At 73.7% G+C, this 22,862-nt stretch carries 17 protein-coding genes; 4 read left to right on the top strand and 13 right to left on the bottom strand.

The annotated features are described in order from the left end of the window. Window positions 1-65 precede the first annotated feature (65 nt). Window positions 66-488: a hypothetical protein gene (locus IF28_RS0111535; protein ID WP_234325108.1), complete on the top strand. Its 423-nt coding sequence runs from the start codon at window positions 66-68 to the stop codon at window positions 486-488. Window positions 489-494: 6 nt separating this feature from the next. Here IF28_RS0111535 and IF28_RS39165 read toward each other — a convergent pair whose 3' ends face one another. Together IF28_RS39165 and IF28_RS0111540 are read right to left on the bottom strand one after the other, a co-directional pair. Beyond that, entirely contained in the window at window positions 495-608 is a 114-nt protein-coding gene (locus IF28_RS39165; protein WP_158713673.1) for an LPXTG cell wall anchor domain-containing protein, read from the bottom strand. Between the two features lie 165 nt (window positions 609-773). After that, window positions 774-1,292, bottom strand: a complete 519-nt coding sequence (locus IF28_RS0111540) for an HAD domain-containing protein (RefSeq protein ID WP_030217506.1) — start codon at window positions 1,290-1,292, stop codon at window positions 774-776. Between the two features lie 201 nt (window positions 1,293-1,493). Between IF28_RS0111540 and ettA the strand changes: the two genes are divergently transcribed. The 3 genes from ettA to IF28_RS0111555 are packed head-to-tail and all read left to right on the top strand — an operon-like array spanning window position 1,494 to window position 4,237. Further along, complete coding sequence (ettA, locus tag IF28_RS0111545) at window positions 1,494-3,158, top strand: energy-dependent translational throttle protein EttA (RefSeq protein WP_030217509.1); 1,665 nt, start codon at window positions 1,494-1,496, stop codon at window positions 3,156-3,158. A gap of 6 nt (window positions 3,159-3,164) precedes the next feature. Further along, a complete protein-coding gene (locus tag IF28_RS0111550) occupies window positions 3,165-3,575 on the top strand; it encodes an acyl-CoA thioesterase (protein WP_030217512.1) in 411 nt (136 codons plus the stop codon). Beyond that, a complete protein-coding gene (locus IF28_RS0111555; RefSeq protein WP_030217517.1) occupies window positions 3,572-4,237 on the top strand; it encodes a hypothetical protein in 666 nt (221 codons plus the stop codon). Before IF28_RS0111550 ends, IF28_RS0111555 begins: the two co-directional genes overlap by 4 nt. A 6-nt stretch (window positions 4,238-4,243) precedes the next feature. On the opposite strand, the gene IF28_RS0111560 is transcribed toward IF28_RS0111555, so the two are convergent. From IF28_RS0111560 to IF28_RS0111610, 11 genes are all read right to left on the bottom strand, one after another. After that, window positions 4,244-5,203 carry an ABC transporter ATP-binding protein gene (locus IF28_RS0111560; protein ID WP_030217520.1) on the bottom strand — a complete coding sequence of 320 codons (960 nt, stop codon included), beginning with the start codon at window positions 5,201-5,203 and terminating at the stop codon, window positions 4,244-4,246. Window positions 5,204-5,264: 61 nt separating this feature from the next. Beyond that, window positions 5,265-8,012, bottom strand: a complete 2,748-nt coding sequence (locus IF28_RS0111565) for an ABC transporter permease (RefSeq protein ID WP_030217523.1) — start codon at window positions 8,010-8,012, stop codon at window positions 5,265-5,267. 1 nt (window position 8,013) lies between these two features. After that, window positions 8,014-11,274: an FtsX-like permease family protein gene (locus IF28_RS0111570; RefSeq protein ID WP_030217524.1), complete on the bottom strand. Its 3,261-nt coding sequence runs from the start codon at window positions 11,272-11,274 to the stop codon at window positions 8,014-8,016. 143 nt (window positions 11,275-11,417) lie between these two features. Beyond that, window positions 11,418-11,831 carry a globin gene (locus tag IF28_RS0111575; RefSeq protein WP_030217525.1) on the bottom strand — a complete coding sequence of 138 codons (414 nt, stop codon included), beginning with the start codon at window positions 11,829-11,831 and terminating at the stop codon, window positions 11,418-11,420. 90 nt (window positions 11,832-11,921) lie between these two features. After that, complete coding sequence (locus tag IF28_RS0111580) at window positions 11,922-13,343, bottom strand: FHA domain-containing protein (RefSeq protein WP_030217527.1); 1,422 nt, start codon at window positions 13,341-13,343, stop codon at window positions 11,922-11,924. 83 nt (window positions 13,344-13,426) lie between these two features. Next, complete coding sequence (locus IF28_RS0111585; RefSeq protein ID WP_030217529.1) at window positions 13,427-14,773, bottom strand: vWA domain-containing protein; 1,347 nt, start codon at window positions 14,771-14,773, stop codon at window positions 13,427-13,429. Window positions 14,774-14,884: 111 nt separating this feature from the next. Then, a complete protein-coding gene (locus tag IF28_RS0111590) occupies window positions 14,885-16,438 on the bottom strand; it encodes a PP2C family serine/threonine-protein phosphatase (RefSeq protein ID WP_030217530.1) in 1,554 nt (517 codons plus the stop codon). A gap of 3 nt (window positions 16,439-16,441) precedes the next feature. Continuing rightward, window positions 16,442-18,934: a serine/threonine-protein kinase gene (locus IF28_RS0111595; protein ID WP_078621077.1), complete on the bottom strand. Its 2,493-nt coding sequence runs from the start codon at window positions 18,932-18,934 to the stop codon at window positions 16,442-16,444. Beyond that, complete coding sequence (locus tag IF28_RS0111600) at window positions 18,931-20,244, bottom strand: hypothetical protein (RefSeq protein ID WP_030217535.1); 1,314 nt, start codon at window positions 20,242-20,244, stop codon at window positions 18,931-18,933. The genes IF28_RS0111595 and IF28_RS0111600 overlap by 4 nt, the downstream gene beginning before the upstream one ends. Window positions 20,245-20,307: 63 nt before the next feature. Continuing rightward, a complete protein-coding gene (locus IF28_RS0111605; RefSeq protein ID WP_030217541.1) occupies window positions 20,308-21,351 on the bottom strand; it encodes a glutamate ABC transporter substrate-binding protein in 1,044 nt (347 codons plus the stop codon). Window positions 21,352-21,386: 35 nt separating this feature from the next. Then, on the bottom strand, window positions 21,387-22,805 hold the full coding sequence (locus tag IF28_RS0111610) for a hypothetical protein (protein WP_051713735.1): 1,419 nt from the start codon (window positions 22,803-22,805) through the stop codon (window positions 21,387-21,389). Window positions 22,806-22,862 lie beyond the last annotated feature (57 nt).

Raw genomic sequence — 22,862 nt, forward strand, 5'->3', positions numbered from 1 at the left:
TGTCCGGTGCGCCGGCGTCCGGCGGAACGAGGGAGAACGGGGCCGCCATCCGGTCGGTCGCGACTGTGGCCGTCGCGGGACTGCTGCTGGCGGGCCTGCCCGCGCTGTACTTCCTGACCGTCCATGGCTGCGGTGAGGAGGAGGGCCGGCTCGCCGGGGTGATGGCCGGCGAGACGGTCCTGGACGCGGCTCCGGAAGGCGCGGACCAAAGGGACCGCTACCAGGAGTGCGACGACGACGACCGCTTCGTCGTGGTGGGGGCGCGATACCGGTACCACGGTTCGCCGGAGGACGTCCTGCGGCACTACGAGGAGGTGGCCCGCGCCGACGGCTGGCGGCCGCGGACGGCGGCCGGGGACGAGAAGGCACCCGGCTGTTTCACCAAGCCGATGGGAGGCACGACCGCCTACCTCGGGGTCGAGGGCCCGGACGACGGCCTGCTCCACGTGGAGATCGTCGCGGACCACGCGAAGTCACAGTGGTGCTGAACGTACTCATCTTCGACGCCGGATGTACCAACCCGCCACCAGCACGATGAGGATGGCGACCACGAAGGCCCATACGGTCGTTGCGCCGTGGTACGAGCGGTAGGCCACTACAGCGAGCATGCTCAGACGGATACCCCGGTCGGGCGTCTCCAGCCGACATCCTCGAGTCGCTGTCGGGCACGGGCCCACCCTCGCAGTCGAGTTCGTCGCCGCCGTGGGCGCCATGACCACCTGCGCCGATGCCGGCCACCTGGCCTCGACACGCGATTTTTCCCGAGGCGGGGCTCAGTCCCGCGTGACGGTGTCGAGCCATCCGGCGAGCGCGTGGAAGTCGGAGTCTTCGAGGCCCTCGGCCGGGTCGACCTGGTGAAGCAGGGACGGCCCCGGGTGGGCGGCGGTGACCCAGAGGCGGTCCATGGTGCCGATCTCGTCGTCGACCCAGACGAAGGGCCGGCCATCGGCCCACTCGACCAGGGGGCGGGTCTTCCAGTGGAGGCCCCGCGGGCCTTCCTCCGCGTCGGTGTCCGGCCGTCCCATCACGGGCAGCCGCGGCAGCCCGATGCGCGGGGCGACGGTCCTGTTCGCCTCCTCCATCCAGGTCGTCGCCCACACGAGACGGCAGCCCAGAGCCATGAGGCGCGCCCCGATCCCGGGGTCGAGCCGGGCCAGCAGCGAGTTCCCTCGACCGGCGGCTCCCACGGCGGCGGCAGCGGCGGCCCGTGGGTGGCCGGACGACGATCCGAACGGGATGAGTGGGCCGTCGACGTCGAGGAAGAGGAGGGGGCGCTCCGCCGCGCTGGTCACGACGGCACGGTAGCGCGGCACGGTGGAGGAGCGGCATCCCCGGGCCGTGGCGACCGACCGTGACAGGCGAGGCTCAGGCGCCATCCGGGAAAGGCCAGGTCAGGGCCACCGGACGGAACGGGTTTCCCCCCAGGGGTAGCGGTCGGGCAAGATGGGGTGTGTCTGCCCACTGCCAGATTTCAAGCTGCCGGACGGTTTCTCTTGGCTGAGTACATCTACACCATGCGCAAGGCGCGCAAAGCGCACGGCGACAAGGTGATCCTCGACGACGTCACCCTGAGCTTCCTGCCCGGGGCGAAGATCGGTGTCGTCGGGCCGAACGGCGCTGGTAAGTCGACGGTCCTGAAGATCATGGCGGGGCTGGAGCAGCCCTCGAACGGTGACGCGTTCCTCACCCCCGGTTACACCGTGGGCATCCTGCTCCAGGAGCCCCCGCTGAACGAGGACAAGACCGTCCTGGAGAACGTCCAGGAGGGTGTCGCCGAGGTCAAGGGCAAGCTCGACCGGTTCAACGAGATCGCCGAGCAGATGGCGACCGAGTACACCGACGAGCTCATGGACGAGATGGGCAAGCTGCAGGAGCAGCTCGACCACGCAGGCGCCTGGGACCTCGACGCCCAGCTGGAGCAGGCCATGGACGCCCTGGGCTGCCCGCCCGGCGACTGGCCGGTCAGCAACCTCTCCGGTGGCGAGAAGCGCCGCGTGGCGCTGTGCAAGCTGCTGCTCGAGGCGCCCGACCTGCTGCTCCTCGACGAGCCCACCAACCACCTCGACGCCGAGTCGGTGAACTGGCTGGAGCAGCACCTCGCCAAGTACGAGGGCACCGTCGTGGCCGTCACCCACGACCGGTACTTCCTGGACAACGTCGCCGGCTGGATCTGCGAGGTCGACCGCGGCCGGCTGCACGGCTACGAGGGCAACTACTCCAAGTACCTGGAGACCAAGGCCACCCGCCTCAAGGTCGAGGGTGCCAAGGACGCCAAGCGGCAGAAGCGCCTCAAGGACGAGCTCGAGTGGGTGCGGTCCAACGCCAAGGGGCGCCAGGCCAAGTCCAAGGCGCGTCTGGCCCGGTACGAGGAGATGGCCGCCGAGGCCGACAAGATGCGGAAGCTGGACTTCGAGGAGATCCAGATCCCGCCGGGCCCGCGCCTCGGCAGTGTCGTCGTCGAGGTCAGCAACCTCAGCAAGGGCTTCGGCGAGAAGCTCCTCATCGACGACCTCAGCTTCACGCTGCCGCGCAACGGCATCGTCGGCATCATCGGCCCGAACGGCGCAGGCAAGACCACCCTGTTCAAGATGATCCAGGGCATCGAGGAGCCGGACTCCGGCGCCATCAAGGTCGGCGACACCGTCAAGATCTCCTACGTCGACCAGAGCCGCGAGAACATCGACCCCAAGAAGACCCTGTGGGCCGTCGTCAGCGACGAGCTCGACTACATCAACGTCGGCCAGGTCGAGATGCCGTCCCGCGCCTACGTGTCGGCCTTCGGGTTCAAGGGTCCGGACCAGCAGAAGCCGGCGGGCGTGCTCTCCGGCGGTGAGCGCAACCGGCTGAACCTGGCGCTCACCCTCAAGCAGGGCGGCAACCTGCTGCTCCTCGACGAGCCGACCAACGACCTCGACGTCGAGACCCTCTCCAGCCTGGAGAACGCCCTGCTCGAGTTCCCCGGGTGCGCCGTGGTCGTCTCCCACGACCGGTGGTTCCTGGACCGGGTCGCCACACACATCCTCGCCTACGAGGGCGAGTCCAAGTGGTTCTGGTTCGAGGGCAACTTCGAGTCGTACGAGAAGAACAAGGTCGAGCGGCTCGGCGCGGACGCGGCGCGTCCGCACCGTGCCACCTACAAGAAGCTGACCCGGGGCTGATCGACCTTGCGGCACATCTACCGCTGCCCGCTGCGCTGGGCGGACATGGACGCGTACGGCCACGTCAACAACGTGGTGTTCCTCCGCTACCTGGAGGAAGCCCGTATCGACTTCCTGTTCCGCCCGGAGAAGGACTTCCAGCAGGGGTCCGTGGTGGCGCGCCACGAGATCGACTACAAGCGGCAGCTCGTCCACCGGCACCACCCGGTCGACATCGAGCTGTGGGTCACCGAGATAAGGGCCGCGTCGTTCACCCTCACCTACGAGGTCAAGGACGGGGACGTGGTCTACGTCCGCGCCTCGACGGTGATAGTGCCGTTCGACTTCGAGGCGCAGCGGCCCCGGCGGATCACCGCGGAGGAACGGGAGTTCCTCCAGGAGTACACGGACGCCGAGGAGGAGGCCGTCGCGGCATGACGGTGCTCCATCTCGCCGACGAGGGGGAGGCCGCGGATCTCGCGGCCTTCCTCTCCCGGCTGCTGCACTACGACCGTTCCGCCGCGGTGCGGCTGCAGGCGGCCGGGACGGCGCTCGCCGTCTTCGGCAGGCCGCCGTCGTTCGAGGTGCTCGCCGTCCGCGCCGTACGGCTGGCGAAGCCGTACGAGAACGGGCTGGACATCACCCTGGACGTGACCGTGTCCGCCGGTGAACTGCTGGAGTCGGTGGACGAGTCCGCCGGCACGGCCGCCGTGCCGGGCGCGGTGACCGGGCCGCCGTGGGCCGGTGTGCTGCCGCCGCGCGGCGGCTGGCGGGCCGAGCCCGGACTGCCGGCGCCGCAGGAGCTGCGCGCTCTCGTCGCCGCGTCGGTCGCGGAATTCCGGTCCCGTACGGAGGAGTTGGCGTCCGAGTCGCGTACCCGGGCCGAACTCGACCGGATCGGGCGGGAGATCTGGTCCCGCACGGTCGCGGACACCGGGCTTCCGGTGCGGGCGGTGCACGCCGCCCAGTCGCTCGGCTTCCTGCGGGGCACGGAGCAGGGGCTGTTCTCCTCCGGGGCGTGGCTCCGGCTGCGTACGCCCTTCGGGTCGGTCGCCGTACGGCGGGCGGGGCTCGGGGCGTTCGGGCTCAGCGTGCGCTGAGGCCGGCTACCGCCCTTCGCTGTCGTCCGGGCGGACGGCTATGTGGTCGGGCTCCAGTTCCAGGGCGACGCGGTCGCGCATGTTCAGCGCCTTCGTGTACTCGGCGGGCAGTTGGAGGCGGCCGGCACGGTCCAGCATCGCGTACTCGCGGGCGACCACGGTCTCGTGGCCGGTGTCGGCGTCGACCTCGCTGCGGCGCAGCACCTCGGTGGAGGTGCGGCCGTCGCGGATGGCGACGGTGCGGCGGACCTCGCTCGCCACCGCCTGGTCGTGCGTGACGATCACGATGGTCGTGCCCAGCCGCTCGTTCGCGGTGCGGAACGCGGCGAAGATCTGTTCCGCCGTGTGGGAGTCCAGCTCGCCGGTGGGTTCGTCGGCGAGCAGGACGGAAGGGTCGCAGGCCAGCGCCACGGCGATGGCGACACGCTGCTGCTGGCCGCCGGACATCTCGTGCGGGCGGCGGTCGCGGCAGTCGGCCACCTCCAGCAACTCCAGCAGTTCCAGCGCGCGTTCGGCGCGGACGCGGCGCCCGGAACGGGACCGGCCGGCCAGCTGCATCGGCAGGGCGACGTTCTGCGCCGAGGTCAGATAGGGCAGCAGATTGCGGGCCGTCTGCTGCCAGACGAAGCCGACGACCTCACGCCGGTAGGCGAGGCGGTCCCTGGCGGTCATCGTGAGCAGGTCACGGCCGGCCACCCGGGCCGCGCCCGCCGTCGGGGTGTCCAGGCCGGCGAGGATGTTCATCAGGGTCGACTTGCCGCTGCCGGACGCGCCCACCAGCGCCATCAACTCGCCCTCGCGCACCAGGAGGTCGAGCCCCTGGAGCGCCTGCACCTCCACGCCGTCCGCGGTGAACACGCGGACCAGCCGGTCGCAGGTGATGAGCGCGTCATGGCCGTACGCCGGACGGTCGCGGTCGGCGCCGACCCGGCCGGCCAGCTCGGCGAGCGTGGGGTTCGAGGTCATCGGGGGCCTCCTGGGAGGGAGCACGGGCGGGCGTGCGCGGTCGTACGGTCCTCGGTGCGGGTCATCGGGCATCGCCCGCCCTCAGTTCCCGTACCGAACCCCTGCGGCCCGTCCACCATGCCTGGGCCGCCGCGATGCCGACCGTCAGGACCACCACCGTCAGGGCGGGCAGCAGCAGGGACACCGGGTCGGTGCGCAGGGCCGCCCGGCCCGCCGGTGAGGAGGCGGTGGAGACGGCGAGGGTCGTCAGGTCGATGCCGGGGGAGAGGAGCCGGATGGCGGCCCAGGCCGTGATGGTGCCGCCGGCCGCCGCGAGGAGGGCCTGCGGCAGGGACTCCAGGATCAGCAGGCGGCGGCCCTGGGCCCGGGTGAGGCCCATGGTGCGCAACCGGGCCAGCAGCGCGGCCCGTTCGGGTGCGGCGCGCAGCAGCGTCAGCAGCAGGGCGAGTACGGCGTACCCGGCGCCCGCCGCCACCGCCGCCGTGTAGATCCGCTCGGCGCCGGACTGCAGGGGCGAGTCGATGTACTCGGCGAACCGCTCCGTCCGCAGCTGTACTCGCGCGGCGTCGCCCGCCGCCTTCCGCAGCGCGGCCGCGTCCGGGTGGCTCCCGGTCAGCAGCAGCGCGGTGGGCGGGGCGGAGGGGTCCGGCAGCCCGGCCCGGTCCACGATCAGGAACTCGTCCCCGACGATCGCCGGGGTCCGCTCCCGTACCGTCTCGATCCGTACGGTGAGGTAGCCGCCGCCGTCGAGCCGCACCCGGAACGGCCGGGTCCCGTAGCGGTCGGCGACCGCGGGGGAGGCCAGGGCGGGCAGGGTCTCCGTGCCGGCGGGGGCCTTCAGTTCGTCCGCGGTGACCGCGCCGATGTCCGTGTGCCGGGTGAGGGCCGCGTAGCCGGCCGGGTCGACGGCGGCGACCGGGACGGTCAGCCTGCCGTCGTCGGGATAGGAGTACAGGGCGACGTTCACGGGCGTGACGTCGTCCACGCCGGACACGCGCCCGACCTTGTCGGCCAGGCCGGACGGCATGGCCGACGCCGCTTCGAGGCGGGCGTCGGCGCCGACGGTGAGGAGGGCCGCGCGGTCCCGGGCGTCGGCCACCCCGGTGAGGACGGAACCGCCGAAGGCGGCGGTGGTCAGCGCGGTCAGCAGCGCGAGCAGGGGCAGTACGGCGGACCCCGGCGTACCGCGGCCCGCGCGGGCCAGCGACAGCGGGCCGACCACACCCCGCAGCCGCCGCGCCGGACCGGCGAGGCCCCGCAGTGGCAGCGGATACAGACGTACGAGCACCAGCGCGGCGATCATCCCCACCAGCACCGGGGCCAGCGACACGAGTTCGTCCCCGGACGCCCCCTGGCCGTCCTGCGCCGTACCGCGCGTGCGCAGCGCCACGACGGCGCCCACCGCGAGGGTGAGCAGGGTGAGTTCGGCGACCGTGCGGCGGCGGGAGGGGCGGGCCGAGGTGATGTCGTCGCGGGCGGCGTGCACGCGTACCGCGCGGTGTGCGGCGACGGCCCGCAGCGGCAGCGCCACGGAGGCGAGGAGCGCCACGGCACCGGCGGCCACGGCGGCGTACGGCAGCCGGCCGCCGGTGAGCGCGAGCCGGGCGGCGGCCAGGCCCAGGGCCGCCGCCGGGACGGCGACCACCGTCGTCTCCGCCAGCAGCCGGCCGGTCAGACCGGGCAGGGAGGCGCCGCGGGCGCGCAGCAGGGTGAGCTCGGCGCGGCGCCGGTCGGCGGCGAGCCCGCCCGCCATCAGCAGGACGACGGCCGCGACGGTGCCCGTGCCGAAGGCGGCGACCGCGACCAGCGGCCCGATCGCGGACCGCAGCCCGGTGTACTCGGCGAACACCTCGTCGAGCGCGGTCTCCGTCTCGACCGGGGCCGAGGCGGCCGTACGGGCCCGCTGGAGCAGCGGGCCGGCGTCGAAGGAGGCGACGGCCGCCGTCAGCCGCGACAGATTGTGGGCGTGCAGGGCGGACACATCGGGGGGCAGCATCCAGTACCGTTCGGGCTCCCCGGCCGTGGCCGCGAGCGCCGGGGCCGCGTCCGCGGGCAGCAGCAGCGCGGCCACCCAGTACTGGCTGCGCATCGGGTCGTCGGGGACGGTCGTGAGGTACGGGGTGCGCAGTACGGAACTCGTCGACCAGTACGCCCCCCGGGGCGTACGCGGTTCGACGATGCCGGTGACACGGACCGCGAGCGGCCCGCGCTCCGCGGCGGGCACATGCAGGACGGACCCCACCCCGATGTGCAGGTTCTGGGCCGTCTCGGCGGTGACGGCGGCCTCGACCGCCGCCGTCGCGGAGGTCACGTCGTCCGCGGCCTCCGGCAGCCGGCCCTCCCGCAGCCGGGTGTGGCCGGCGAGCCCGCTGGGCGCGGCCAGGTGGAACTGCGGGGGCACCGCGTCCGGCATGGCCAGCCACGGGTCCGCGACCTCCAGCGGCCGGGTGGTGCGCACACCGTACGAGGACTGCTCCCGGTCGACCGGGAGGGAACGGCCCGGCAGCGCGAGGATCCTCGCGTGCGCGTCGGCGATCGGGTCCTCGCGCAGCTGTTCCTCCCGCTCCTCGGGCGTCAGCAGCAGGTCGGCCGCGGAGGCGCTGTACAGCTGGACGGTGGTGCGGGCCGGCCCGGCCACCTCCATCGACCGGTGCAGCCCCGCGTCGCCGTACCGGTCGACCGCGAGCGGCAGCGCGGCGGACAGGAACGCGGTCACCGCCACCAGCAGCGCCAGTGCCACCGCCCCGCCGGGCGCCGACCGCAGCCGGGTGCGCACCCAGGGCGCGACCACCCGCGTCCGTACGCTCACCTCACTCACCTCCCCGTTCCCGCAGCGAAGTCACCGGGTCGGCCCTGCGCAGCGCCAGTACGGCCGTGATGAGCAGCGGCGCCACGGCGACGGCGGCCAGCAGGGCCGCCACCCGGGCGGCGGGCAGCTGAACCAGCACTCCGGGGACCGGGCGGGTGGCCTCCGCGGTCAGCATGATCAGCGGGATCACCGCCCGTGCCAGCACCGCGCCGAGCGCGACGCCCACCGCCAGCGCCAGCCCGACCAGCACCCCGTGCTCGACGAGCACCACACGGGCCAGCCGCCGCCGGGACGCGCCCAGCGCGCGCAGCACCGCGAACTCGGCGGACCGTTCCCGCAGCGACCCGGCCGCGCTCACCGCGAACCCGACCGCCGTCAGCGCCGCCGCCGCGAGGGCCGCCGCACCGAACGCGGCGCCCGGACCGGCACCGAACGGGTCGTCACGCAGCTGCCCGGCGATCTCGTCCCGCACCACCACCCGCGACGGATCGACGTCCGGCCGGTCGCGCAGCGCCCCGGCCGCCCGCGCCGAGGCGCCCGGCTCGGTCGCCAGCCACCACTCGTTCGGGGCCACGCCGGTGCCCTGACGGGCGAGGAGGACCCCGTTCACGGCGCGCAGATCGACGAGCAGCGCGCCCCCGTCGTCCTTCGCGCCGGTCGGCGTGGACGGCAGCTCCCGCACCGCGCGGACGATCCGCAGCGGCACCGTGGCATCGCCGATCCGTACGTCCACCCGCTGCCCGGTACGGGCGCCCGTGGAGTCGAGGTAGCGGTCCGTGGCCACGGCGGCGACCTCGGCGGCCGCCCGCTGCGGCACCCGGAGGCCGATCGTGAGGGGCGAGGGCCGCCAGTACATGTCCTCCGGCACATAGCCGGTGTCGTACGAGAGGGTCGTCGGGTCGGCCGAGGTGAGTCGGGGCCGGGTCGGGGTGGTGCGCGCGCCGGGGGAGTTCACCGCGTCGTCGGCGCGGGCGGACAGTTTCCAGTCGTCCGGCAGCGGCAGGTCCCGGTCCCGGCCGCCGTCGTCCGTCGCCGTCACCGACTCCAGGGTGAGGCGGTGCCGTTCGGCCTTCCCGACCGGCTGGTAGAGGTCCAGGCGGAGGCCGGTCAGCGTCAGGGCGCCCGCCGGCAGGTCGGCGGTGAGGGCGTGCGGCCGCCCGTCCGCGCGGAGCCGGCCGAGACCGAGTTCGTACGGGGTGCCGTAGGCGTCGACCACGGTGGCGGCGGCGTCGACGGCCGTCTTCGGGTCCGCGCCCCGCAAACGGGCCGTCAGCGTCAGCCGCGCGCTGTCCCCCGGCACGCGCACACCCGCCGGGGCACCGTCCGGTGCCAGCCCCGACACCGTCGTACGCACCGGGTCGTCGGACAGGTCGGGGCGCATCAGCATCGTGTCCGCCGCGTGCGCGGTGTCCAGCGCCAGCACGGTCGCCGTCCGCCCGCCCGACAGCGGCACGGTCGTCCGCAGGCCGGGAGACGTCGCGCGTACGCCGGGGACGGCCGCGTACGCCTGTCCGCGGCCGGGGCCGCTCTCCCCGGAGGCCAGGATCCGCACCGGCGCGCCGGCCCGGAAGTCGGCCTGGTCGTCCTGCGAGCGGTCCCACGAGGAGGCCTGGCCGATCGCCAGCATGCCCAGCGCCACGGCGAGCACCAGCAGCAGCACCGGCCCGGCCCCGCGCATCGGGCGGCGGCTGAACTGCCAGCCCGCCAGCGCCCCCGGCAGCCCCCGGCCGCGTGCCGCCCGGCGCTCGGCCAGCCGCGCCGCCGGCGGCAGCAGCCGCAGCGTCAGCACCGTACCGGCGAGCAGCGCCAGCGCCGGGGCGACCACCAGCAGCGGATCGATCCCGAGGTCCTCGCCGACCACACCGGAGGGGCGACGGCTCAGCTGCCAGTACGCCACCCCCGCCACCGCCAGCAGACCGACATCCGCGCCCGCCCGCACCACGCCCGGCAGCGGCTTGGCGCGGCCGGCCGTGAACGAGGAGGTGAGCGCCGGAACCGTGACGGCCAGCGCGCAGCCCAGTGCCACGCCCGCCGCCACCAGCCACACCGGACCGCGGCCGGCGACCGTGCCGACGGACGCGTCGAGGTGGAGGCCGATCCGGGCGAGCGCCCCCTGCCCGGCCAGCAGGCGGGTGAGCGGGCCCGCCAGCAGCGGGGCGCAGGCGGCCGCGGGCACGGCCAGCAGCAGCGCCTCCAGGGCGGCGAACCGGGCGACCTGGGCGCGGGAGCCGCCACGGGCCCGCAACAGCCGTGTCTCCGCGGCGCGTTCCGTGCTCAGCAGGCGGGCCACGAGGAGGAGGGCGCAGCCGGCGAGGAGGGCCAGCTGGAGCGCGATGATCAGGAGGGTGGAGCGGGCCACGAGGAGCGAGCGCTCGATACGGTCCAGGGCGGCGGGGAGGTCGCTCCGGGCCGTTGCCGCGCCGTGCAGCGCCTCCGCTCGGGGGAGGGCGGCGGTGCCCCGGCGGGCCGCGTCGCGGAGGGCGTCGACGCGGTCGGTGGTCATCGCCGAGAAGTCGGCGGAGGCCAGCCAGCCGGAGCCGCCCGCGGTGACCCGGTCCTCGGTGAAGACGGTGGGGTCGGTGAGGAGGGGGCCGTACGTCGTGAAGTGGACCTTGACGACTCCGCGGCCGTTGAGGTCGTCGAGCTGCCAGTACGGGGCGGCGGTGTCGGTGGGCTCGTAGAGGCCGGTGACGCGGATCCTCGCCGGGGGGCCGTCGAGGCGGTTGTCCAGGGTGAGGACGGTGCCGGGCCGGACGTCGAGGGCTCGGGCGGCTGCCTCGGGGAGGGCGGTCTCGATCTCCTCGCCGGCGGCCCGCGAGGGCATGCGGCCCTCGGTGATGCGTATCCGGGCGTGGTCCAGGGCGGCGAAGTGGGTGAGGTCCGGGTCGTCCGTCTTCTTCCGCCGCTCCGGGGGGCGCAGGGAGTCCGGGAGGGCGTACGGGCCGGAGCGGACGAGGGTGCGGAGGGTGACCGGGAGGCCGTCGAATGCCTTCCGCGCCGCCTCGGTTACGGCTTTGTCGGCCTCGGCGCGGTCCTGCGCGGGGAGGGTCTCCGCCTTGACGGTGAGGGTGGTGTCTGCGGGGGCGCGGGGGGTTGTGAGGGCGTGGCGCAGGGAGGCGTCGCCGATGGTGGTGGAGTACGCGGTGAGGGTGGCCAGGACGGCCGTGGTGAGGAGGACGGTGAGGAGGGCCGCGGCGAGGAGGGGTCTGTGGGATCTGGCGCGGGCGAGGACGAATCTCGCGGTGTGCGCTGCGGATGTCACTCAACCCCCCGTGGTTGTCCCCCGACCTGCGGGTGATGTTGTCAGAGGGGGTGTGGTGGGGGTAAGCGGCCGGGGGGTGGGCTTGACCGGATTGTGATCGGAAATCGGTCAAGGGGTTCCGTTATGCGGGCGGGGGCGAGAAGTCAGTCCGGGGAGTTGATCATCGACGCGGCCGCGTACGTCAGGTACTTCCAGAGCGTCGCCTCATGCTCTTCGGAGAGGCCCAGCTCGTCCACGGCGTCCCGCATGTGCTTCAGCCACGCGTCGTGCGCCGCCCGGTCCACCTTGAACGGAACATGCCGCATCCGCAGCCGTGGATGACCCCGGTTCTCGCTGTACGTCGTCGGGCCGCCCCAGTACTGCATGAGGAACAGCACCAGCCGCTCCTCCGCCGGCCCCAGATCCTCCTCCGGATACATGGGCTTCAGCAGCGGATCGCCGGCCACCCCCACATAGAAACGGTGGACGAGCCGGCGGAAGGTCTCCTCCCCGCCGACCTGCTCGTAGAAGGTCTGCTCCTGAAGCGTGCCGCGCCGAATCTCTGTCACGCCGTCCATGGTCTCAGACACGACGGCGTAGGACTCCAGCCCTAGGGCCCGCCCCAGGACGGGCAGGCCGCGGCGCGCACGCTGCGGCCTGCCCCCAACTCAGCCCCGGTGGATCGTGATCGTCGTCCACGCGCCCACGTGGACCCGGTCGCCGTCCTGCAGCGGGACCGGGACGAACGGCTGGATCGGCTCGTCGCCGCCGTTGACCGTGGTGCCGTTGGTGGAGTTCTGGTCGACGACCGCCCAGGTGCCGTCCGGCTGCTGCACCAGCACCGCGTGCTGATGCGAGACGCCCGGGTCCTCCGGCGGGGTCGACAGATCGATGTCGGGGGTGTCGCCGGTGGAGTGGCGGCGGCGCCCGATGGTGATCTGGTTGCCGGTGAGGGTGCGCTGCTGCTCGGGGGAGTACGCGGGCAGGTTCAGGCCCGCGGCCTCGGGGCCGGAGCGCTGCATCATCGCCATGAAGTAGTCGCGGTCGGGACCGATGGTCGCGCTCCAGGTCACCGGGCCCTGCGGCGGACGCGGCTGCTGCGGGAAGCCGCCGGGTCCGGGCGGTGCCTGGGTCGCGCCCGCGCCCTGCTGCGGATAGCCGTAACCGCCGCCGGACCCCGGGTTGCCGCCGGGCGGGGAGATCACCCAGTCGTCGTCACCCCCGCCGAAGGGGGCGCCGCCGCCCTGCTGCGGGCGGCGGTCGGTCTCCTGCGGGAAGCCGGGAGGCGCCGGGGGGCCGGGCTGGAACGCCTGAGGGGCGCCGGGGCCGCCCGGACCGCCACCGGGGCCGTTCGGTCCACCCGGACCGCCGTAGCCACCGGGGCCGTTGGGGCCACCAGGACCGCCGTAGCCGCCGGGTCCGTTCGGGCCGCCGGGGCCACCGGGTCCGTTGGGGCCACCAGGACCGCCGTAGCCGGGACCGCCCGGACCGTTCGGGCCACCGGGCCCGTTGGGGCCACCAGGACCGCCGTAGCCACCCGGACCACCCGGACCACCGGGACCACCCGGACCACCGGGACCCCCGTAGCCGCCGGGACCGCCAGGTCCGGGCGGGGGCGGTACCGGGCGGGACGGGTCGCCGCCGAAGCCGGGCGGGCCGGGCGGGATCGGCTCGGCCGGGCGGTTCACCTGGGACGGGCGTGAGCCCTGGTAGTCGTATCCGTCACCGCCGCCGTACGACGGTCCGCCGGGCGGCTGCTGGAAGGGGCCGCCGGGACCCGGACCGGGGGCCGGCGGGCGCGGGGCGGCCGGGGTGTACGAGGTCGCGGTGTTCGTCAGGAAGTTCCACCGGCACTCCTCGCAGAACGGCGCCGCGCCCTCACGGGGCGTACGGCACTGCGGGCACAGCTCCGGCCGGCCGCCACCGAAACCACCGGGGCCACCGGGGCCGCCGCCGGGCGGCGGGAAGCCGTAGCCACCGGGTGCGGGGGGCGGGGGAGGGGGTGGAGGCACGGCACCCGCCATGCGGTGACCGCACACCTCGCACCAGTCGTCGGAACCCGACTGGTGTCCGTTCGGGCAGGTCGGCATGTCGGCGCTTCCCCCTCTCCTTTTCCGGCCGGTTCCGACCGGATTTCTCCCACCCCGAGGGGTCGGGCTCGACTACTTACGGATCACTTCTTTACACGAACAGTCTTTGTGGACCGGGTTTCGAGCGTCATCTCGTCGGCTTCCTCGACCTTCGCTTTCAGTCGCACAGTACCCGCCGCGGCGTCGACCACGTCCACCACCTTCGCAAGCAGTTTCGCAGTATCCGCGTTGCCGGACGCGCTCGCGAGCTGGACCGCCCGGCCCAGTTTGGCCGTCGCTCCGTCGATATCCCCCTCTTTGCGCAGATCCAGTCCTTGTCGGATGACTTCCGCCAGTTCCGCCTGCCCCGTGTAGTGGGCGACCTGGGGGTTGATGGACGTCGAGGCGGCCATGTCGTCCGTCCACACCGCGCGGACCAGACCCTGGGCACCGAGGTTCTGCACGCCCCGGTCCGGCTGCGGAATCACCAGCGACAGCCGGGCCGCCAGCATCTCCTGGCCGATGCCGGCCGCCGGCACCTCGACGCAGACGTGGTAGTCACGGGACTCGTCGCCCCAGGAACCCAGCGGGTAGTCGCCCGCGCGCGGGCCCGATTCCGTACGGCGGCCGGTGAGTTCCTCGACCGTCGGCGCGACCTGCTTCACGAACCTCACCGTCGTACCGACCGGGGTCCACAGCCGCAGCGAGACGTCCGCGACCTCCTTGCCCATCGCCGTCTCCATCATCCGCGTGAAGTCGGCGGCGAGACCGGCCGGGTCGGCGACGATGTCGGCGGTGCCGAGGAGCGCCGAGGCGACGGCTGTGACTTCTTTCACTTCCCAGTCGGTGCCCACGCCGCGGGCGTCACAGGTGAACCGCCCCGCGCACGCCTCCAGGGCCGCCTTCAGGTCCTCCGGCGACTCGTGCTCGTTGCGTCCGTCGGTGAGCAGGATGCCGTGCCGGATCGCCACCTCCGCCGACGCCAGCAGCCGGTCGGCCAGTCCCAGCCAGGTCCCGATCGCCGTACCGCCGCCCGCGCTCAGTTTCCGCAGCGCCTGCTTGGCCTGCTCGCGTGTTCCGGCGCCGGCGACCGCCAGGCCCCCGCCGCCCGGGTACACCTCCTTGGCCACGTGCGTACCGCCGACCACCGCGAAGTGCACGCCGTCGCGCAGGGCGTCGATCGCGGCGGCCGTGGCGTCGCGGGCGTTGCGCATCTTGGTCGGCGGGTAGTCCATCGAGCCCGAGCAGTCGACCATGAGGACCACGGCCGCCGACGGTCCCTCACCGGGCGAGTAGAGGTGGGGTGCCGTCACCGCGCTGCCGATGGTGCCGCCGCCGGTCGCCGTCACCGTGACGATGGCGTGGACCTCGCGGCCGCCCTCCGGCAGATACACGTTCTGGTTCACGTCCACCGAGAACTGCGGCACGTTGGATTTCGAGAAATTGGCCATGCCTGTTTCGCTCCCCCTTGGCTGCCCCGGCGGCGCGGGGCGACGACGGATGACGGACCGGTCCCCTCCGGTCCGTCGAGCTTCCCCGTACGAGGCTTCCCGTAAGCGGCCTCAGGCCGATCCTGCCCCCTGCGGGACGGCCGGGAACGGCACGAGGGCCACTGTTACGTTGTCGTGGCCCCCGCCGTCGAGCGCGTGACCGACCAGTACCCGCGCGCTGTGCAGCGGTCGTACGGCCGCGTCGGCGGGGAGGATCTCGGCCATCTCGTCGGCCGACTCGGCGTAGTTCCACAGGCCGTCGGTGCAGACCACGACCACACCGGGCCGGTCCGGCTTGAACGAGGCGGTGTGCGGCTCCAGTTCGTACGCGTCGGCGCCGAGCCAGCCGGTGATGGCGTGGGCCCGCTGGTCGGCGTACGCCTCGGCCTCGCCCATCAGACCCGCGGCGACCATCTGCGCCGCCCACGAGTCGTCCTCGGTGAGCCGGGCCGCCGGGGCGGAACGGTCCACCGGCACCCAGTAGACGCGGCTGTCGCCGACCCAGCCGACCACCAGCAGCCCGGCCGTGACCACGGCGCCGACGAACGTGCACGCGGGGGCGTTCTGTTGCGGGGCGTGCTCACCCGCCGCCGCGGGGTCGTCGGCCAGCGCGTTGACCGCCTCGGCGGCGGCGATGATCGCCTCGTGCATCGCCTGCTGCGGATGCGTGCCGCGCGGCAGGGCCGCGAGGAGGGACTCGCTCGCGGCCGTGGAGGCGGCGAGTGACGCCTCGTCGGGGCGGGTCGCGGAGGAGACGCCGTCGCAGACGACCGCCACGGAGGCGGGAGCACCGTCGGGCAGCGCGGCGGTGCCCACGGCGAAGGCGTCCTCGTTGCGGTGGTGGCGCAGTCCGCGGTCGCTGACCGCGGCCAGGGGGCCGCATTCCTGTTCCATGTGGTCCCGTTCGCGCGGCTGGGCGTGGCCGCAGTTCTCGCAGTAGCCGTCGTCGTCCACGCGGCCCGCACGGCAGGCCACGCACACGGCGGCGGTCTCCCCGGCGCTCTGCGCCGGCTCGGCCGCCACACGCGGGTCGGGCGCCTGCAGCGGGTACTCGTCACCGGCCGGCTCCGCCCGCCGGTCGAACCGCACCCCGGACGAGGGGGCGCCGGGAGCGCCTCCGGCGGGGGATGCCTGTACGGCCGCGGGCGGCGCGGCGGGGTCACCGGGAGGGGGAGTTCCCCCGGCCGCGCCGGGCAGGGGAGCGCCCGCGGCGGCGGAAGGCGGTACGGGAGCCGCGTGCGTGCCCCCGGCCGCGGAGGGCGGTACGGGAGGTGCGCCCCCGGCCGCGGAAGGGTGGACGGCCGGCGTGCCGGACAGCGGGGTGCCGTCCGAGTTCGTGCCCGGTACGTCCGCCGGGCGGTGGGCCGGGGCCGGGTCGGCGGGGCCGTCCGGGGCGGGCCACGCCGCCGCGGCGGGCGGGGCCGACGGCGGCCGGGGCGCGGCGCGCTCCGCCGAAGTCTGCGGCGGCACCACGCCGTTCATCGCGATCGTCGGCTCGTCCCGCGGCCGTGCGGGAACCACCGACAGGTCGTATCCGCACGCACCGCAGAAACGATCACCCGACTCGAGGGGTTCCTCGCAGCTCGGGCACTTCGACAGTGCGGCCTGCTGAGGCATCTGCGACATCAACTACACCCACGTCCGGGGGCGGTAACGATTGGCACGTTCCACCAGGTCGATCCTCTCCTCGCCGCTGCGCGCCAGCCGGGCCAGCGTGCGGTACGAACGCTCCAGGCCGAAGCGCAGGCCCCGTTCGTCCAGGCCGCTGCCGAGCAGCGTCCGCCCCCCGGCGGCGGGAGGAGCGGAACCCTGGCCCCCGGAGAGTACCCAGTCGAGGCCGCAGCCGAGGACCTCCGCCGACAACAGCTCCCGGCGCGCCGGATCCAGACCGTACGCCTCCAGGGCCTCGACCTGCCCGGCGGCCGCCGTCAGATCGTCCAGGAACGGTACGTCGGCGGCGGCCGCCGTACGCCCGCGCAGCCGCGCCCGCACGGACGCCACCCGGGCGGCCGTGTAGTGGATGGACGACTCCGGCACCGACTCCAGCGTCCGTACCGCCCCGCCGCGGTCCCCGGCCGCCAGCCGCACCCGGGCCAGCCCGAACGCGGCGCTCACATAGCTGGGGTCGGTCGACCACACCAGGCGGTAGTACTCGGCGGCGTTGTCCAGCTGGCCCAGCACCTCCGCGCACACGCCGAGCGCCAGCTTCGGCGCGATCTCGCCCGGGAACGCGTCGTAGATCGCGTCGAAGGCGAGCGCGGCGCCCTCGTGGTCGCCGGTGACCAGCGCGGCCACGCCCCGGTACCAGACCACCCGCCAGTCGTCGGGGTCCTGTTCCTCCAGGGTCTGCAGGGCCGACAGGGCGGTGGGCCACTCGCCGGTCTCCAGCCGGGCGCGGATCTCCCGCAGCCGGGTCTCCGCCGACGGGGCGGGCGCCGCCGCCAGCGCGTTGATCAGCTCGGCGGGCGCGGACGTCAGCAGCCCGGCGAGGAAACCGGCGTTCGGGTCCGAGGGGTGGACGTGCGGCACGGGCAGGGCGAGCGCGGCGGCGGGACAGCCGACGGGCTTGACCAGCGCGGCGGGGGCCGGCGGAAGCACGGGTGTCCCCTTCCGGGGGCGGGCGCCCAGCCGGGACACCTCCCCGTTCAGCGCGGGGAACAACTCCGTGTCCGTCACCCGCGGTTCCGGGCCGAAGAGCGGCGAGAGCGCGGGCCGGGCGCGTCCCGTCTGCAGCGAGACGACCTCACGCAGCACCCCGGTCAGCTGCTCCGTCATCTCCTGCGCGGAGGCGAACCTGCGGGCCGGGTCCGGGTCCGTGGCACGGACCAGGAGACGGTAGAAGGACTCGTACTGACGGAACACCTCGATGGTGTCCGGGTCGGGCAGCGAGTCCACGTACACGTTCGTGTAGCCCTGGAAGTCGAACGTGAGGACGGCGAGCGTACGGGCCACCGTGTACAGGTCCGACGCCACCGACGGGCCGACGTCGGCGACCTCGGGCGCCTGGTAGCCGACCGTGCCGTAGATGGCCGACTCCTCGTCGTCCATCCGGCGCACCGCGCCCATGTCGATCAGCTTCAGCTGGTCCTCGGTCTGGATCGCGTTGTCGACCTTGAAGTCGCAGTAGAGCAGGTTGCGGCTGTGCAGATGGCCGAGCGCCTCCAGGGCCTCGATGCCGTACGCGCAGGCCTGCTCCACCGGCAGCGGATCGCGTCTGCCCTCCGGTGTGCGGCGGCCGTTGGCGATCTCCTTCAGCGACTTGCCGCCCAGGTACTCCATGACGATGTAGCCGTCGAGGGAGCCGGTGCGCTGGTCCAGATGCTCCACGAAGTTGTAGATCCGCACGATGTTGGCGTGCTCGATCTCCGCGAGGAAACGCCGCTCGGAGATCGCCGCCGCCATCGCGTCCTGGTCGCCCGTGTCCAGCAGGCCCTTCAGCACCACCCAGCGGTCCGAGACCGCCCGGTCCACGGCGAGGTAGATCCAGCCGAGCCCGCCGTGCGCGAGACAGCCCACCACCTCGTACTGGCCGTGCACGATGTCCCCGCCCCGCAGCTTGGGGACGAACGAGTACGGGTGGCCGCACTTGGTGCAGAAGCCCTCCGTACGCCCCGGCCGGCCGCCGCGGGCCCGCCCCACCGGCGCCCCGCAGTCGGAGCGCGAGCAGAACCGCTTCCGCTCGGGCACCTCCGGGTCGGCGAGCACCATCGCGCGCGGGTCGGGGCGCGGGATCGGCGGCACCTCGACCAGTCCGGCACCGAGCCGGCCCCGGCTGGACGAGCCGCCGCCCGCACCGGAACTGCGCACCGACACCGAGCGGCCCGTGGTCCGGCCCGACAGCGAGCGGGACAGCCGTCCGGAGACCGAGCGGCGCGACTTCGACGACTGCGACGACGTACGGGAACTGCGGCCGCTGCCCGTGCTGCCCGAACCCCGGGATTCCCCGCCGGCCGTGATGCCGGTCGGGGGCGAGACGACCATGCCCGTCGGCGACACCACCGGGGCGAGCCCGCAGGTGTCGCAGTACAGCTCGCCGCCGCCGACGTCCTCGTACGTGCCGTCGCACTCGGGGCGCTGACAGGCGCGCTGTGCCTGGTCGCCCCGGTTCTCGCCGTCCGTCATGCGCCGGGCCCCCTTTGGTCGTCGGGACCGCCGCCCTGGCCCGGTACCCGGGGCGCCGAGCCGAAAAGCTCGGACGCCGCCTGCTGATAGCGCAGCACCGCCCGGTCGGCGGCGCGCAGATCGCAGGGCGCGCTCCACAGCATGCGGCGCGCCTTCTCGTACCGCTCCACCAGTTCGGGATCCTCCGCCAGGCCGTACCGGGCCACCTTCGCCTTGTACGCGTCCAGCCGGCCGCGCAGTTCGGCACGGACCGCCAGCGGGGCCGTCACCGCGGTCAACGACTCGCGGGCGCGCAGCAGTTCGTCCTCCGCCTTCCGCTCCAGCGACTCGAGCAGCGGGGACAGGCGGTGCCACTGGGCGTGCCTGCGGTACTCGGCGGCCGTCGACAGCTGCTCCTGCAGCACGGTCGGCGGGCCGCTGACCACCGGGACCTCCGTCGAGGCGATCTTCGCCAGTACCTCGCCGCGTGCGGTGCGGGCCTCGGCGAGGGTGCGGTCGGCACGCGACAGCACGTCCCGCAGTCTGAGGATGCGCTTCTCGGCGTCCTGGCGGACCGTCAGTACGGCGTCGATCTCCCGGCGCACGTCCTCCAGCGCACGGGCCTCACGGTCGTACACCGTGGTGTCGGGCCGGCCGCCGCCCGGCGCCGAACTGCCCTCCGCCTTCCTCCAGTACGCCAGCGGATCGGACACCACCTGCTCGCGCAGCCTCGTCAGCGTGCGGGTGATCCGCTCCAGGTCGTCGCCCGCCGGATGCTCGCCGGGGCGCACCCCGGCCGAGTGCGCGAGCCGGCCGGTGCGCTGGAGTTCGGCGGCGAGCAGATCGATCCGTGCGGGCAGCGCGGACCAGACCGCGTCGGCGGCCACGATCACGTCGAGCGAGGTCGCGTACAGCTCGTTCATACGGTCGACGAGGGTGACGAGCGAACAGCGCTCGCTGAGCCGGCCGGCGTGCGGCGCCTGCGCGTTGGCGGCCAGGGTCACCGGCTCGCCGCGCAGCAGTTCCGTCAGCTCCACCAGGTCCTCGCGGCTGGACCAGCGGCGGCGGGACCTGATGTCCCGGGCCCTGCGCAGGGCGTCCGCGTACGCGTCGAAGTACGTCCACAGCAGCGTGATCGACGCCTCCGTGGCCGTCCAGCGTTCCTCGGTGACACCGGTGAGGTGCGCGCCCTCCAGGAGTCGTCGGCCCGCGTGGTCCTGCAGGGCGAGGAGCGAGGTCTCGATCGCCTCGTGCTCCGCGCCGAGCCGCGCCAGCGCACGGTCCACCTCGTCCCGGTCCATCACCGGCCCGGTGGGATCCGTGTCGGCCATCGATCACCTCTCGCTGGGGGGTGGTTGGGGGTCTGGAGGTCTGGGGGTCCGGGGTCTTGGGGGTCAGCTTTCGCGCAGGTATTCCGGGGGCGGGGGCTCCGACCGGGACGCGTCCGCGCCCAGCGTGGCCGACAGCCACTTCGTGTACGCGTCCTGCCAGCCGTCCGTGGTGTCCTCGCGGAAGTCCACCAGGATCCGGTTGACCCGGCGTACCAGGTCGTCCGCGTCCTTCTTCATCGCCACGCCGTAGTACTCGGCCGTGAACGCCTCGCCCTTGAGCTGCACCGTCGGATCCTGCGCGGCCTGGCTGGCCGCGAGCGCGCCGTCGGTGACCACCGCGTCGACCTCGCCGAGCTGCAGCCGCACCAGGCAGTCCAGCTGGTTGGGCACGGTGGTGCGGATGTCCGTGGACTCCGGCAGCTTCCCCGCCTTCTTGTCGGCCTCCAGCTTCGTGTACGCCGTCGAGCCCGTCGCCGTGCAGATCTCCTGGCCGGCGAGCGTCTCGTCGTACCCCTCGACCGGTGAGGACTTCGGGGCCAGCACCTGCTGGCCCGTCTTGAAGTACGGCGCGGAGAACGCCACGTCCTCCAGCCGGTCGCAGTTGATCGTCATCGTCCGGACGACCATGTCGACCCGGCCCGCCTGGATCGCCGGTATGCGCTGGTCGGTCGGGATCGCCTTGAACTGGACCGCGTCCCGGTCGCCGAGGATGTCCTCGGCGATCCTGTGCACCAGGTCGATGTCGAAGCCCTCGAGCGTGCCGCCCTCACCGCTGTTGGGGTCGCGGTAGCCCCAGCGGTAGCTGTTCTGGTCGACGCCCACGATCAGCTTCCGCTTCTCGCCCTCGCGGTTCTTGATCGCCTCGATGGTGGGGCCGTCGGCGGTGGACGGGGGCAGGGTCTGCTTCTCCGGGTCCGCGCAGTCCTCGTCCGCCTGTGCCCGTGCGGCGTGGGAGACGGACTGGCCCGCCGGCTGTTGCGCGGTCCCGGTCGGGGCGCCGGCGCAGGTCAGGACCAGCGCGAAGACCAGGGCCAGGGCACAGGCGGTCGCCATCGCGCCCACTCCGCCCCAGCCCTTCAGGCGGGCCCGCAGGTGTCGTGTGATCATCGTCATGGCCCCCTTCGGTCCGTTCACCTGTCCGTTCATCGGTACTCCGACAGCCTGCGGCCTATGCCGAGCACCGCGCCGGCCGCGCCCAGTACGGCGAGGACCGCCGCACCCATCGGCAGTCCCGTCAGCGCGTCCCGGCCGTCGCCGGCCGCCTGCTTGAACTCCGCCTCCTCGTGCGCCAGCGCCGTCGCGAGGTTCTCGTCGACGCTGTCGAAGCACTCGCCCGTCGCGCCCTTCGCGCCGATCACCATGTCCAGCGCCTGCTGGTAGTTGCCGTTCTCGTCCTGCTCACGGGCGGCCGCGTGACGCTTCTTCCACTCCGTCATGTTGCCCACCGCGGCCGTCACCGGCCGCTCGCCGCTGTCGTCGTCCGCGAGGCGTCCGGCCTGGGCCAGGCCCTTGGCGAGGGTGTCCATGTCGCGGCCGAAGTCGTGGTCGTAGGCGTCGAAGGTCTCGCCGCCGACCTTCGTCGTCTCCGCGCCCCGCGCCACCAGCGTCAGGTTCTCGTTGCCCCGGGCCTTCAGCGAGGCGATACGGGCGTCGTGCAGGACGTTGAGGGAGCGGACGCCGTGGTCGTAGGAGTCGTCGAGGTTCGAGCGGGCGAGGGTGTGGCCGGCCGTCAGCCACAGCAGGACCACGGTCGCCGCCGTGGTGGCGGCCACCAGGCCGTGGTTGAGGACCCTGTTGGTGCGGACGTAGTTGCGGCGCATGGCCCACGCGAGCGCGGCCAGGGCGACGATGCCGAGGGCGATCGCGGGCCAGGGGTAGGGGGTCGCGTCCGCGTAGTCGTCGCGCAGGCGCTGGTTCTCCTTGGTGTAGAGGTCCTCCGCCGCCGGGAGCATCTCCTTCTGCATCTTCTCGTTCGCGTACCGCAGGTAGGCGCCGCCCACGGGGAAACCCTGGCGGTTGTAGGTACGGGCGCGCTCCACCAGGCCCTTGTACTCGGGGAGCAGGCGGTTGAGCCTGGTGATCGTGGCGGCGGAGGGGGAGTCGGGGTCCGAGTTGGCCGCCGCGTTGACGAGTTTCTCGGCGGCGGTGCGGATGTCCTTCTCGTAGCGGTCCCTGGACGCGGCGGTCTCCTGACCGCCGGCGAGGAAGCCGCTGGACGCGGCGGTGTTGGCGTCGGCGAGGGAACGGTAGATGTCGGCGGCGTCCGAGCTGAGCGGCTGGCTGCTGGTGAGGACGTCGTCGGCGGCCGCCGCCCTGTCGGTCATCTGCCACGCGGTCACCGCGCCGAAGGCGACGACGAGGGCGGCGAGGAGCGCGCCGATGATCCTGAGCCGGCCGGGCTCGGTGGTGGCGGCCCTGCGGAGGCGGTCGGCACCCTCCGCGAACGCGGTACGGCGCGGTTGCGGAGGTTCCGGCAGGGACACGGGGCCGGGCTGGGGCGGCACCGCGGGCAGCGGCGGCGCATGCGTGACGCCGGGCGGTGCCGTGCTGTTCGGTGCCATGGTGACCTCCCCCGTGGTCATTCCTCCCGGCAAGTATCACCGCCGGGACTGACATAT

Origin of the sequence: Streptomyces sp. NRRL WC-3626, from assembly GCF_000718785.1 — a bacterium.
Taxonomy (GTDB): Bacteria; Actinomycetota; Actinomycetes; order Streptomycetales; family Streptomycetaceae; genus Streptomyces; species Streptomyces edwardsiae.

Coding starts and splice junctions, on each gene's coding strand:
- IF28_RS39165 (WP_158713673.1), bottom strand. CDS start 608: ATGCTCGCTGTAGTGGCCTACCGCTCGTACCACGGCGCAACGACCGTA.
- IF28_RS0111585 (WP_030217529.1), bottom strand. CDS start 14,773: ATGGCCAATTTCTCGAAATCCAACGTGCCGCAGTTCTCGGTGGACGTG.
- IF28_RS0111555 (WP_030217517.1), top strand. CDS start 3,572: ATGACGGTGCTCCATCTCGCCGACGAGGGGGAGGCCGCGGATCTCGCG.
- IF28_RS0111580 (WP_030217527.1), bottom strand. CDS start 13,343: ATGCCGACCTGCCCGAACGGACACCAGTCGGGTTCCGACGACTGGTGC.
- IF28_RS0111560 (WP_030217520.1), bottom strand. CDS start 5,203: ATGACCTCGAACCCCACGCTCGCCGAGCTGGCCGGCCGGGTCGGCGCC.
- IF28_RS0111600 (WP_030217535.1), bottom strand. CDS start 20,244: ATGGCCGACACGGATCCCACCGGGCCGGTGATGGACCGGGACGAGGTG.
- IF28_RS0111605 (WP_030217541.1), bottom strand. CDS start 21,351: ATGATCACACGACACCTGCGGGCCCGCCTGAAGGGCTGGGGCGGAGTG.
- IF28_RS0111590 (WP_030217530.1), bottom strand. CDS start 16,438: ATGTCGCAGATGCCTCAGCAGGCCGCACTGTCGAAGTGCCCGAGCTGC.
- IF28_RS0111595 (WP_078621077.1), bottom strand. CDS start 18,934: ATGACGGACGGCGAGAACCGGGGCGACCAGGCACAGCGCGCCTGTCAG.
- IF28_RS0111575 (WP_030217525.1), bottom strand. CDS start 11,831: ATGGACGGCGTGACAGAGATTCGGCGCGGCACGCTTCAGGAGCAGACC.
- IF28_RS0111610 (WP_051713735.1), bottom strand. CDS start 22,805: ATGGCACCGAACAGCACGGCACCGCCCGGCGTCACGCATGCGCCGCCG.